General features: G+C 63.8%; 9 protein-coding genes. 6 read left to right on the top strand and 3 right to left on the bottom strand.

All coding sequences use genetic code 11. The features are described 5' to 3' along the window. Positions 1-695: 695 nt before the first annotated feature. Both AWB79_RS32085 and AWB79_RS32080 read left to right on the top strand, forming a co-directional pair. Positions 696-1,817, top strand: coding sequence for a sensor histidine kinase (locus AWB79_RS32085; protein ID WP_332459677.1), 1,122 nt, complete (start codon positions 696-698; stop codon positions 1,815-1,817). A gap of 60 nt (positions 1,818-1,877) precedes the next feature. Next, the gene (locus tag AWB79_RS32080) at positions 1,878-3,239 is read left to right on the top strand and encodes a hemolysin family protein (RefSeq protein ID WP_061171472.1); all 1,362 of its coding nucleotides are present in this window, start codon (positions 1,878-1,880) and stop codon (positions 3,237-3,239) included. A gap of 11 nt (positions 3,240-3,250) precedes the next feature. On the opposite strand, the gene AWB79_RS32075 is transcribed toward AWB79_RS32080, so the two are convergent. Continuing rightward, the gene (locus tag AWB79_RS32075) at positions 3,251-5,134 is read right to left on the bottom strand and encodes a PAS domain-containing hybrid sensor histidine kinase/response regulator (RefSeq protein ID WP_096031642.1); all 1,884 of its coding nucleotides are present in this window, start codon (positions 5,132-5,134) and stop codon (positions 3,251-3,253) included. A 374-nt stretch (positions 5,135-5,508) separates the two neighbouring features. Here AWB79_RS32075 and AWB79_RS32070 point away from each other — a divergent pair, with 374 nt between their 5' ends. Continuing rightward, positions 5,509-7,332 (top strand): alkaline phosphatase D family protein, encoded by a 1,824-nt coding sequence (locus AWB79_RS32070; protein ID WP_061171471.1) that lies wholly within the window; start codon positions 5,509-5,511, stop codon positions 7,330-7,332. A 179-nt stretch (positions 7,333-7,511) separates the two neighbouring features. Further along, complete coding sequence (locus AWB79_RS32065; protein WP_061171470.1) at positions 7,512-7,739, top strand: hypothetical protein; 228 nt, start codon at positions 7,512-7,514, stop codon at positions 7,737-7,739. Between the two features lie 52 nt (positions 7,740-7,791). Here the strand turns inward: AWB79_RS32065 and AWB79_RS32060 are convergent, their stop codons facing one another. Both AWB79_RS32060 and AWB79_RS32055 read right to left on the bottom strand, forming a co-directional pair. Next, positions 7,792-8,547: an AAA family ATPase gene (locus tag AWB79_RS32060; RefSeq protein ID WP_061171469.1), complete on the bottom strand. Its 756-nt coding sequence runs from the start codon at positions 8,545-8,547 to the stop codon at positions 7,792-7,794. A 12-nt stretch (positions 8,548-8,559) separates the two neighbouring features. Beyond that, positions 8,560-10,071 carry an MDR family MFS transporter gene (locus AWB79_RS32055; RefSeq protein ID WP_061171468.1) on the bottom strand — a complete coding sequence of 504 codons (1,512 nt, stop codon included), beginning with the start codon at positions 10,069-10,071 and terminating at the stop codon, positions 8,560-8,562. 472 nt (positions 10,072-10,543) lie between these two features. On the opposite strand from AWB79_RS32055, the gene AWB79_RS32050 reads away from it, so the two are divergent. Both AWB79_RS32050 and AWB79_RS32045 read left to right on the top strand, forming a co-directional pair. After that, positions 10,544-11,896 carry a sensor histidine kinase gene (locus tag AWB79_RS32050; protein ID WP_061171467.1) on the top strand — a complete coding sequence of 451 codons (1,353 nt, stop codon included), beginning with the start codon at positions 10,544-10,546 and terminating at the stop codon, positions 11,894-11,896. Between the two features lie 153 nt (positions 11,897-12,049). Continuing rightward, the gene (locus AWB79_RS32045; protein ID WP_061171466.1) at positions 12,050-12,742 is read left to right on the top strand and encodes a response regulator transcription factor; all 693 of its coding nucleotides are present in this window, start codon (positions 12,050-12,052) and stop codon (positions 12,740-12,742) included. Positions 12,743-12,754: the final 12 nt, after the last annotated feature.

Here is a 12,754-nt window from a genome sequence, read left to right as displayed (position 1 = left end):
TGTCACCGGTTAGAGTTGTTGAAAGCCACCGTGGCCGAGGCCGGCTTCTAAGCGCCGGCTGTCCAAATGCGTCATTCCTCAGGAGGAATGCTATCGACACGTATAGGCCGAGAATGTTCGCCCACACACGCAAAGAATTTCAGAAATCGAATATCGGAAGTCTTGCGGGCGCGTGCGCACATATTGATGGCGGAAGAAAAATAAAATCGCCGTGCTATTTTCCGTTGAAAATATCAATCGGAAAAAGGCCATGGCAAAGCGCCCGGGAAGCCCTGTTAGCAAAAGCGATTCCTGCCCGGCCCGAACTTTTCAATAAACCGAATTAGCCCTCGAATTTAACAAATGTGACTGCCGCTTAAAAAGCGAACTAATAGCATTCCGATATTTTCTTTCCCTGGAGTTTCTAACGGCGCAAATGATTCGCTTCTAAAGGCGGCGGTTGAAATACACTCGCGCACACGTTTTCGCGCGAGATATCGAAGCGTGCGCAGGGCGGCGCTAGAACGACCGTGCATGCGGATTGCTATACCGGGCGCGGCGGCCCCGGGCGCGCAGGCCGCCGCATGCACCATAGGCGCTCACATATAATGACCTCGCAAGGGTTCATCCGCGTGGCGCAATCGTCGTCAGACGTGCCGCGTGGCGAGGAAGCGCACCATCCATCGCAACATCGACACACGCAAGGACCCATAACCGTGACAACGTCTTTTTCCAGTACGGTCGAGCCTGAAGGCGACAAGTCCTTCGATGCGGCCGTCGCAGGAAACGACGGCGTGCTGGTGCTCGACGCCGCTCAACGCTGCCTCTCGGCCGACGCCGTGTTTGCTCATCTCTTCGACATCGATCCCGCCGCGCTCAACGGCCGCGCGCTCACGGACACGCCGTTGCCGCGTCCGCTCGCAGCCGTGCTCGGCGAGGCCGCCGATGCCGCGCTCGCGGGCAACGGCACGCGTCGCGCGCACGTAACCATAGGCGACGACGCGACGCACGCCTTCGCGATCATCGCGCTGCCGGGACCGGAGTGCGTCACGTTGATCGTGTCGCCGGCGTCCGGCGCATCCGACGAAGCAAATGGCGCGGCCGATCGCGTCGCCCATCTGCGCGCGGAGACCGCGCTCTTCATGCGCGATCACGTGCTGTCCATCGTGTCGCACGATCTGCGCGGCCCGCTCAACGCGATTCATAGCTGGGGCTACGTGCTCGAGCGCAAGGTCGACGCGAACGATCCCGCCGCGCAGCGCGCGCTCGCCGGCATCCGCTCGGGCGTGGAGCAGCAGGTGAAGCTGATCGAGCAATCCGTCGATACCACGCGCGCCGAAACCAAGGCGCTGCAGGTCGCGCTGGCGCCGGTCGCCATGCGGCCGCTGCTGGAGAAGGGGGCGGCGCTCGCGCGTGCGAGTGTCGCGAGTGCGCGCGGCGTGACCATCGAAGTCGATTCGCCGCTTGCGGAGGAGCAGGTCGAAGGCGACGCCGAGCGTCTCTTGCAGACCTTGTGGCTGATGCTCGCGTTCGCCGCCGAAGCAAGCGCGGGCGGGGCGACGGTCCATGCGTCGAGCAATGTCGGAGGCAGCATGTGGCGCACCGACGTGCGTTTCACCGCCTCCGCGCAGGCGCTCAACGACACGGCTTCGCCCCATGTGCTCGAGGCGTTCGCGCGTCGTCAGGCGCTGGAGCCGCGCGAGGGCGGGCGCATCGCATGGGGGCTCGCGCTGTGCAAGCGCGTGTCCGAGGCGCACGGCGGCGGCTTTGAGCACAGCGATATCCTGGACAACGCGGAGGTCACCTTGTCGGTGCGCGTTCCGGTCGCGGGAATGTAATTTACTTTCAATTGCCTGTCGCCCATATACTGACGCTTTCCACTTTCGAAGAGAGTTGCTTTGGCTCAGGTTGTCGCGCTGATCGGCGCATTGTTGCTCGTCGCGCTGAATGGTTTTTTCGTCGCGGCGGAGTTCGGGCTCGTCAAGCTGCGGCCCACGCGCGTCAAGGCGCTCGCGCGCACCAACGGCCTGCCGGGACGTCTGCTCGCGAAGGTGCACGGGCAGCTCGACGCCTATCTCTCCGCGTGTCAGCTCGGCATCACGCTGGCGTCTCTCGGGCTCGGCTGGATCGGCGAGCCGGCATTCGCGACACTCCTGCATCCGCTGTTTACGCTGCTCGGCGTCGAGTCGGAGAAGCTGATCGACTCGATCTCGCTGTTCTTTGCGTTCACGGTCATCTCGTTCCTGCATATCGTCGTCGGTGAGCTCGCGCCCAAGTCATGGGCGATTCGCCGCGCGGAGCAGGTGGGCCTGTGGCTCGCCGCGCCGCTATATGGCTTCTACTGGCTGATGTATCCGTTCATCTGGGTGCTCAACTCGAGCGCGAATCTGGTGCTGCGCCCGTTTGGCATTACCGGCGAGCATGGTCACGACGCGCACTACTCCACCGATGAACTCAAGCTGATCCTGCGCGGACGCCGTCACGGCGGCGGGTCTTCGTACAACGAGGACGAGTGGAACACCATTGCGCATTCGCTCGATTTCAGCCGCATGACGGTGTCGGACCTGATGCGTCCGGCGCACGAGCTCGTCGGCTTGCGCAACGATCTGCCGATGCGCGATAACCTCGCCATGATTTCGCGGCATCGTTTTTCACGCTATCCGCTGTTCGCCGATGCGTCCGGCGAGCGCGTCATCGGCATGATCCATCTGAAGGACTTGCTCCTCGCGGGCGATGGCGGTGGACGCGGCTTCAACTTCAGCTTTTCGAAGGATGCGGAAAAGATCGACAAGCTCTCGCGGCATGTGCGGCCCGTGCAGTATGTGGCGCCGAACCTCTCGGCGCTCGAGCTGTTCCGGCGCTTTCGCAAGGGCGCGCCGCATCTGGCGATCGTCGGGCGCAAGGGCGCGAAGCCCATCGGCTTCATTACGCTCGATAACCTGCTCGGCGCGCTGGTCGGGCAGATTCACGACGAGTTCCGTCAGGGCGACGCCGACTGGTCGCGCATGGACGATGGCACCCTGATGGGGAAGGGCAGCCTGCCGGTGGTATCGCTGGAGCGGGCGCTCGGCATCGATATCGACGAAGGGCGCGCGGAATCGGTCGGCGGACTCGTCATCAATGCGCTCGGCGATTTGCCCACCGAAGGGCAACGGGTCGAGTTCGACCGGTTCGATATCGTCGTCAAGAAGATGAAGGGGCCGCGCATCGTGCTGGTGCGCGTGTATCCGCGAGAGGAAGCGCTGGAAGAGGCGGAGTGAACTGCGCCGCCTCACCGCGCCGCCACTTTCTCCAGCAAGCGGTCCAGCTCCGCAAAATCCACGGGCTTCACGAGATGCGCGTCGAAGCCCGCCTGCGCGGAGCGCTCCTTGTCGCCCACTTGCCCGAAGCCCGTCATCGCGACGACCATCGCGCGCCCGAGCAGCCGTTGCGAGCGCGCGGTGCGCAACACGCCGTAACCGTCCATGTCCGGCAACGCCAGATCGAGCAAAACGAGTTCCGGCGGAAAGTGCCGTATCACGTCGAGCCCTTCCTTGCCGTGATACGCGATACGCACGTCGTGCCCCTTCATCTGCAGCAGCATCGCGAGGCTGTCCGCCGAATCGCGATTGTCGTCGATCACCACGACACGCAAGCCGCTGCCTTCCCGATCCGTCGCATCCTGCGCCAGCACGCGATGCGGCCGCGGCGTATCCTCCGACGATGCATACGGCAGGCGCACCGTGAACGTGCTGCCCTGATTCGCACCGCCGCTCCACGCGCTGATCGACCCGCCATGCAGTTCGACGATTGACCGGCACAGCGTGAGCCCGATGCCGAGCCCCGCCTCGCCGGGATTCAGGTAGTGATCCTCCTGCACGAACAGATCGAAGATGGTCGTGAGGCCCTTTTGCGAAATGCCGCGGCCTTTGTCGATAACCTTGATCAGCAACGCGGTCGCCTCGCACGCCACTTCGACCGTGATCGTGCTCGCGCGTGGCGAGAATTTCGATGAGTTGTTCAAGAGGTTCTGCACGACCTGCACGAGCCGCGTGGCGTCGCCCATGACGTACACCGGCTGTGGCGGCAGCTTCGTCAGGACGCTCTGGGCGCGCTCTTCCATGAACGGATGCACGAGCTCGATGCTGCGCGCGACGATATCGCTTACATCCGCGCGCGTCATGCGCAAGTCGATCTTGCCTGTCGTGATGCGGCCCATGTCGAGCAGATCGTCGACGAGCCGGCCGAGATGCGAGGTCTGCCTGTCGATGATGTCGCGGCACGCCGACACGCGCGGCGACATGTCCGCCTCCATCTGCATCACGCCGATCGCGTTGCGCACCGGCGCGAGCGGATTGCGCAGCTCGTGTGCGAGCGTCGCGAGAAACTCGCTGATGCGCCGCGAAGAAACCTCGAGCTGCTCCAGACGCTTGCGCTCGCTCATGTCGCGCGTGACCTTGGCGAAGCCGCGCAGCACGCGATGCTCGTCGTACACCGCCGTGATCACCACGTTCGCCCAGAACAGCGAGCCATCCTTGCGCACGCGCCAGCCTTCGTTCTCCACGCGGCCCGCGCGGATCGCGGTCTGCAATTCGATCTCGGGAACGTTCGCGGCGATATCTTCCGGGCCGTAGAAGATCGAGAAATGCTTGCCGACGATCTCGGACGGCTGATAACCCTTGATGCGCATCGCGCCTGTGTTCCAGCTCGCGATGTGTCCGCCCGGGTCGAGCATGAAGATCGCGTAGTCGCTCACGCTTTCCACAAGTAGCCGGAAGCGCTCTTCCGAAAGACGCAGCTTCTCTTCCTCGGCGCGCTTCGCTGTGAGATCGCGCGTGTACTTGGCGTAACCGATGATCTCGCCCTTGGAATTGCGCGCTGCCGTAATGACGACGTTCGCCCAGAACAAGGTGCCGTCGCGCCGCACGCGCCAGCCCTCGTCCTCGAAGCGGCCCGTCGCATAGGCTTGCTTCAGTTCGTACTCGGGCCAGCCGCGCGCGACTGACTCCGCCGTGTAGAAGCGCGACAGGTGCTGACCAATGATCTCGTGCGCCTCGTAGCCCTTGATCTTGCGCGCGCCGGCGTTCCAGCTGACGATGCGGCCGTTGAGGTCGAGCATGAATATCGCGCAGTCCTCGATCGCGTCCACGAGTGCGCGATATTGCGCATCGCTCATGGCGGAGTGTTCGGACGCGTTGCGGGCGGCGTCGAGTGGGGCGGCGGCTCTCGGTCTGGTCATGGTTTGAATGGTCGGCATAGCGGATGACGATAGCCCGCGAACCCGCGCACAGGGGCGAACGTTCGTTGGACAAACCCGCTCGACACAGTTTAACCCTTGATGGCACACCGCACCGCGCCTTCATGAGGCGAGCTTCACGCCCGCGTCACGCAAACGTTGCTTGACACCGCGCGACGCGATTTATAGTTTGTAAGCATTTCAGTTTCGAAAGAGAGCCGCGCTTATCCGTCGTCCCGGCCGACGCATCCAGCGTTCTCCTGCCTCGCGTCTAACCCAAACGTACGCCCGAACGTACGTTCAAGGAGGCTCTCATGGACCGTCGCCGTTTCCTTTCCCTGTCCGCGTTCTACACCGTGGCGGCCGCGTCCGGCACGCTCGCCGCCTGCCATGGTCACGACGACAACGACAACGGCGGCGGTTCCGGCGGAAGCGGCCCGACGCCGCCGCCCGCGGGCGCATTCGCGTTCCCGCAGGGCGTCGCGAGCGGCGATCCGCGCGATGTGTCGGTGGTGTTCTGGACCCGTTGCGTCACCAATGACAATGCGGCTTCTACGTCGCCGGTCGCCGTGACCCTGCAGGTATCGGCGCAGCAGAACTTCTCACAACTGGTGGCGAGCGTGCCGCTCAGCGCGATTGCCGATTACGACTTCACCGTGCGCGCCAAGGTCACCGGCCTCGCCGCGAAGACGACCTACTACTACCGCTTCGTCGCGGGCGGCGATATCAGCGCGACGGGCACGACGCTCACGGCCGCCGCCGCGAACGAGGCGATCCCTCAAGTGCGCTTCGCGTGGTTCGTGTGCCAGAACTGGAGCGCGAACCACTGGCAGGGCATGACGCTGCTCGCCGCCGAGACCGATATTGACTTCGTCGTGCATCTGGGCGACTACATCTACGAGGCGGGTTTCAGCGCGCCGGCGGGCGGCGTCGAGCCCGCGCATCCTGCGATCACGCTGCCCGATGGGCTGCCTTCGCCCAGCGGCGGCAAATACGCGAACACGCTCAACGATTACCGCACGCTCTATCGCACGTATCGCGGCGATGCGCGCTTGCAGAACGTGCATGCGCGGTTTCCGGTGATCGCCGTCTGGGACGATCACGAGTTCTCCGACGACTGCTGGCAGGACCATCAGACCTACACGAACGCGAATCTTCAGCAGACCGCGCGCCGCCGCAACGCGAATCAGGCGTGGGCCGAATATCTGCCGGTCGACTGGGGCGACGTGTCGTTCGATCTCAACAATGCGGCTTATGACAACATCCGCATCTATCGCGACTTTCACTTCGGCTCGCTGATCCATCTCGTGATGACCGACGAGCGCCTTTATCGCGACGATCACGTCGTCAGCGAAGCAGCCATCGCGCAGGCGCTCGGGCACGATCCGGTGAACGGCAACGATCAGGTCGGCTCGCGCTACTTCGTGCCGCAAGCGGTCCTCGCGCAATTCGAGGCGCTCGACACGCAGCGCCTCGGGCGCGTGCCGTCGATTCTCGGTCCCACGCAGACGCAATGGTGGAAGGACACGCTGAAGGCATCGACATCGACCTGGAAGGTGTGGGGCAACGAAGTGATGATGAACCGCATGTGGCTCGATCTCAGCTCGCTCGCGCCCGCGCCCGGTAACACGGTCTTCGTGCTCGATTGCGACGCGTGGGACGGCTATCCGTCGCACAAGGCCGATCTCATGTCGTTCGTGAAGGCGCAGGGCATCGGCAATCTCGTCGCGATCACGGGCGACCTGCATGCGTTCCAGGCGGGCATCGTGCGCGACGTGCCGAATCCCTCGACTGGCACGCCCGTCATGATCGATCTGATGTCCGCGGGCATGAGCAGCCAGCCGTTCTTTGAAGACGTGAAGACCTATGCTGCGGGCATGCCGCTCGCATCGCTCTTCAGTTCGTCGGCGGTGTTCGATACCTTCATCCGCCAGAACAATCCGGACATGCTGTATGCGGACCATGACGGCATCGGCTATGCGACGGCGACAGTCACGCCGACGCAGTTCATCGCCATCTTCAACAAGATGAAGTTGCTCAACGCCGACGGCAGCGCGCCGCAAAGCCCGCTGCAAAAGCGCACGCGTCTGACGATCAACGCGGGCGCGGTGTCGGTGAGTGTCGAGGACAACGTATGAATGCACAATGCGCTTCATACATGAACGGCGAATCCATCCATTCCTATCCGTGCTTTTGAGGGGATTTCAGCAGCCTTTCACGCACGTAGACTGCGTGCACATTTCAGAAGGTCCGGTTGCTGGCAGGCAGTGCAATGAGGCCGATGAAGTGGTTATGTGAAACCCTCAGGAGCACTATCATGATCGGCAATCTCAAAGGCATCGTCTTCGTCGCGGCGCTCGCGGGCGCTTCCTATGCACTCGCCAGCGGCTACGGCCCCGCGCCGTATTATTCGCCGGCGACGGGCGCGCCCGCATCGCAGCAAGGCATGAACGCGCAGAACATCGCGCAGGACGCGAATCAGGCGGTGGAAAACACGAGCATGGCGAAGTCGAAGGAAAGCGCGCTCATTCAGGCGCAGGACTGAGCGTCATCGTGCGCGTCTCGCCGGCGTCGATGACGTCGCCGTCGGGACGCGTTCAGCGTTCGCTATCGAAGAGTTCGCGCAGCATGCGCCCGGGATTCGCGAGAAACGCGCGCGTCACCTTGAAGTGCTCGGTGTCTTCATAGGCGACACGCTCGATGCCGTTCGCGGTGAATTCATAGATCCACGCGTCGGGATACGCCATCAGAATCGGCGAATGCGTGGCGATGATGAACTGTGAATCATCACGGACCAGATCGTGGATGCGCGCGAGCGCGGCGAGCTGGCGCTGCGGGGAAAGCGCGGCTTCGGGTTCGTCGAGCAGATAGAGTCCCTGTCCGCCGAAGCGCTCCATCAGCAGCGTGAGAAACGACTCGCCATGCGATTGCTCGTGCAGCGACTTGCCGCCATAAGACGTAATGATCGGCGGACCGAAGCCGGGCTCGTCGTCGAGATGCTCGATCTGGGTCGCCACGTTGAAGAAGCTCTCCGCGCGCAGAAAGAAGCCGTCGCGCGGCCGTTTGAAGCCTTTCGCGATGCGCAGATATTCATGCAGCGGAGAATGCGATGCACGCGTGCCGAAGCGGAAGTTCTTCGTGCCGCCTTCGGGATTGAAGCCCATCGAGACCGCGATCGCTTCGAGCAATGTCGATTTGCCGGAGCCGTTTTCGCCGACCAGAAACGTGACCTTCGGGTGCGGCTCCAGCGTATCGAGCGCGCGCACGGAAGGCAGCGAGAACGGATAGGCGTCGAAGGACGGCGCCTTGTCGCGCAACAGCGTGATGCGGCTGATGTACTGCGTCGATAACATCGCGCGGCGCTCTCAGTGGAATGCCTGATTCGCCGCGCTTTTCGCGGCCTTTTTCGCATCGGCGCTGTCTTTCGCGCGGCCGATGTCGACGGCCGGCATGAACAGCATCGAGACGACGGCGCCGAGCGCGATCACGAACATCGCCGTGAAGGTCAGATGCAGCGCGTGATGCAGCACGAGGCGGATTTCGTCGTTGGCCGCGAAGTTGCCGGGCACGGCGGTAAGCAACTGCCTGAGCTGATCGGCATGCACGGGCGGCAGGCCTTCGGTGTGCGTGAGACCGAAGTTCTGCACCGCGCCGAACACGGCCGCGCCCAGCGTGTTGCCGAGATTGCGCGAGAACAGGTTCGATGCGGTCGCGCTGCCGCGCTGCAACGGCTGCACGATTTCCTGAATCAGGATCAGGCACGACACGCTCGTGATGCCCATGCCGAAGCCCAGCACCGCCGAGCCCACGCCCGCCCAGACCGGGCTCGATTGCGGATCGAGCAGCACGAACGGCAGCGCGCCCAGCGGAATGAACACCGGGCCGATCATCAGCAGACGCCTCAGGCCGATGCGGTGAAACGTGCGCGACGTGAAGGTCGCGCCGCTCGGCCAGCCGATCATCATCATCGTGAGCGCGAGGCCGGCTTCGACAGGCGTGCGGTGCAGGACGCCCTGCACGTACATTGGCAGGAAGGTGGTCAGGCCCATCATCGCCATGCCTGCGAGCAGCGTCGCGACGTTGCTCGCCGCGATCGGACGATGCGACCATAGCTTGAACGAGATCATCGGATCGGCGGCGCGGCGCTCCTGCATCACGAAGCAGACGATGGCAATGACCAGCACCGCGATCTCCACGCCGACGCGCACGTTGCTGGCGTGGCCCGCGTCGGTGAGCGCCATCATCAGCGCGGCGACGGCGGTGGTGAAGAAGAACGCGCCGGCGACGTCGATCGCGGGCCGGTCGTGACGCTTTTCCTCGTGCAGGAAAAGCGTGAACAGCAGCGCCGCCAGAATGCCGATCGGCACGTTGATCCAGAAGATCCACGCCCACGAGAGTTCGCGGATCAGGAGGCCGCCGATCATCGGCCCGACGACGGCGGCGACGGCCCACACGCTCGCGAGATAGCCCTGCACCTTGCCGCGCTCGCGCGCCGGATAGAGATCGCCGACCACCGTCAGCGCGACCGGCTGGATCGCGCCCGCGCCGATGCCCTGAATCAGGCGGAACACGATCATCGCGGGCATCGACCAGGCGAAGCCCGCGAGCACCGAACCCGCCAGAAAGATAGCGATGCCGACGAGCATGGCGGGCTTGCGTCCGTAGAGATCGGCGATCTTGCCGAACACGACGGTGAGCGCCGTTTGCGTGAGCAGGAACGCGGAAAACACCCAGCTATATAGATTGAGGCCGCCGAGTTGCGTGGCGATTTGCGGCATTGCGGTCGAGACGATGGTGGCCTCGACCGCGACCATGGCCATGGAGGCCATCACGGCGCCGATGACGAGAGGACGGACGGTAGTCTTGTTCTGTGACATGCGTTTTTGAAGTGCAAAGCGCCCGCCGCGCAACCGACGACGATGCGCGCAAGCGGGCCGAGCACGATAGATGGAAATGCGGCGGCGATGCCCGCAGGCTTGCAGTTTCCTTGCAGCCGAAGCAATGTCGCCGATGAAAATGCGCCGGGTGCAATGTTATCCCGGCACGGGAAACGCTGCTGGGCGTGGCTTCGCCGAGACTCCGGGCGCGCTCATTCAACGCTAATTCTTCGCGCCTACGCTTGTTTTCGTGGACGGGCGGTGCTTTCCCGAGCTATCCGGGCCCGTTTCACGTTCTCGTAACTTCTCCTCAGCCTTGACGCCGGTCCCGACGGACCGGCGGCTTTTTTCTCGCACCGCGCGCGAACCTGTCATGCACTTGTCGTCTTTCAGACCGAAATCTCCGGGAATGTCGCCTAGAATCGAACGGGCAGGCGAAACGCCCCGTTCCATTCCGACCCGGCAGGCTCGAATGATCAAATCACTGCAGAATCAACTGGTCGTCGCGCTGGGTCTGCTCGTGACCGTGATCGGGATCGTGCAGGGCGTGAGTTCTTATCAGTTGAGCAAGACCGGCATGAGCGCACTGCTCGACATGCGGCTCGAACAGGTGGCGGCGCGCCTTCGCGACGGCCTCGCCGACAGTCTCCCGAAGAATCCCGCACGCGGCACGCAGGACGACCGCGACGTGGTCGCCGTCGTATGGAAGCCGGACGAGCGGTTGCCATTCCGCACGACCGACCCGTCGCTGCATTTTTCGCGCGACGAAAAACCGGGCTTTTCCGGCGTCGAGGTCAACGGCGAGCACTGGCGCATTTTCACGCGTCAGGAGCCGACCATGACGATTCTCGTCGCGCAGCGCTCGTCGGTGCGGCATGAACTGACCACCGAAGCCGCGACGCTCACCCTCTGGCCGATCGCCGTGCTCGTGCCGCTCGTGTGGATCGCGGTGGTGCTGGTCGTGCGGCGTTCGCTGCGTCAATTGAAGCGGCTCGGCGCGGAGGTGCAGGCCATCGACATGGGACATCTTCAGCCGTTGCCGACGATCGGCGTGCCGGCCGAGATCGCGCCCTTCGTTCATTCGATCAACACGATGATCGAGCGTCTCGCGAAGGCCATCGAAAAGGAGCGCAAGTTCATTGCCGACGCCGCGCATGAATTGCGCACGCCGCTCACCGCGCTCCAGCTTCAGGCGGACAATCTCGCGCCGCATATCGTGGCCGGCAATCAGGAGCGCTTTCAGGAACTGCGCCGCGGCATTGCGCGCAGCGGCGGGCTCATCACGCAACTGTTGCGGCTCGCGCGCGCGGATGCGCCGATGGAAGGCGCGCCGCTCGCGCGCGTGGACCTCGCGGAAGTCGTGACCGGCGCGGTCGCCGACGTGCTGCCGCTCGCGATCGCGCGCGGGCTCGATATCGGCGCGGAGGAAATGGTGAGCGCGCACGTGCGCGCGGTCGAGACGGATATCGGCATGGCGGTGAAGAACCTCGTGTCGAACGCGGTGCGCTATACGCCCGACGGCGGCACCATCGATCTGCGCATGCGGCGAGACGGCGAGATGGCCTGGGTCGACGTGATCGACACGGGGCCGGGTATCGACGAGGCTTTGCTGCCGCGCGTGTTCGACCGCTTCTTTCGCGCGAATCCGGATATCGAGGGCAGCGGACTGGGCCTCTCCATCGTCAAGGCGATCGCGGCGCGTTACGGCGGAGACGTGACGCTCAGAAATCGCGGAGACGGCGGCTCGGGCATCGTCGCATCGATTGGATTTCCGGTGGAAAAAGTCGACAAGAATGTTGCCGCTGCAGCAACGGCGCCCGCATGAAGCAAGTAGGGATTTGCGCGCCGTATTGCGCCGATTACAATGCATTCGCTGCGCGGCGCGTTTTCGCCCGTCACCGGTCAGTGGAACCTCATAAGAGACCGGTCGTGCGCCTATCCTCTTTCGCCTCGCGCTTCGCCAGAGTCCGAGGTGAACATGCGAATTCTTCTGATCGAAGACGACGTGCAGATCGGCACGAGCCTCATGCGCGCGCTCAAGGATGCCGACTACGCGGTCGACTGGGTGCGTGACGGCAACGCGGGCCGCGAGGCGATTGCGGCCGCCGACTACACTGTGGTGCTGCTCGATCTCGGCCTGCCGGGCATGACTGGCATCGAGCTTTTGCGACAGGCGCGCACGGCGGGCAACGCGACGCCGGTTCTGATCCTCACCGCGCGCGACGATCTCGATACGCGCGTGCAAGGCCTCGATCTCGGCGCGGACGACTATCTGCTGAAACCTTTCGACATGCCCGAGCTGCTCGCACGCATCCGCGCGGTGCTGCGGCGCAAGGCGGGCTATGCGGTCTCGCGTCTCGGCGACGATTCGATCAACCTCAATCTCGACCAGCGCACGCTCACGTGCGGCGAAACCTCGGGCGTGCTGTCAGCGCGCGAATTCGCGTTGATGCATGCGCTGCTCGAACGTCCCGGGACGATCTTCTCGCGCGACCAGCTTGAAGATCGTCTTTACGGCTGGGGCAAGGAAGTGGAGAGCAACGCCGTCGACGTGCTGATCCATTCGGTGCGCAAGAAATTCGGCGCGGGTGTTATTCGAAACGTGCGTGGACTCGGCTGGACCGTCATGCTCGGGCAGGCGGGCCAGGCTGACCGGGAAGAAACGAAGTAGCGCACGTCGCGG

The organism is Caballeronia hypogeia (assembly GCF_001544875.2).
In the GTDB taxonomy this organism is placed as follows: domain Bacteria; phylum Pseudomonadota; class Gammaproteobacteria; order Burkholderiales; family Burkholderiaceae; genus Caballeronia; species Caballeronia hypogeia.
This window is presented reverse-complemented; position numbering and strand designations above follow the sequence as displayed.

Coding starts and splice junctions, on each gene's coding strand:
- AWB79_RS32065 (WP_061171470.1), top strand. CDS start 7,512: ATGATCGGCAATCTCAAAGGCATCGTCTTCGTCGCGGCGCTCGCGGGC.
- AWB79_RS32050 (WP_061171467.1), top strand. CDS start 10,544: ATGATCAAATCACTGCAGAATCAACTGGTCGTCGCGCTGGGTCTGCTC.
- AWB79_RS32070 (WP_061171471.1), top strand. CDS start 5,509: ATGGACCGTCGCCGTTTCCTTTCCCTGTCCGCGTTCTACACCGTGGCG.
- AWB79_RS32055 (WP_061171468.1), bottom strand. CDS start 10,071: ATGTCACAGAACAAGACTACCGTCCGTCCTCTCGTCATCGGCGCCGTG.
- AWB79_RS32060 (WP_061171469.1), bottom strand. CDS start 8,547: ATGTTATCGACGCAGTACATCAGCCGCATCACGCTGTTGCGCGACAAG.
- AWB79_RS32075 (WP_096031642.1), bottom strand. CDS start 5,134: ATGAGCGATGCGCAATATCGCGCACTCGTGGACGCGATCGAGGACTGC.
- AWB79_RS32045 (WP_061171466.1), top strand. CDS start 12,050: ATGCGAATTCTTCTGATCGAAGACGACGTGCAGATCGGCACGAGCCTC.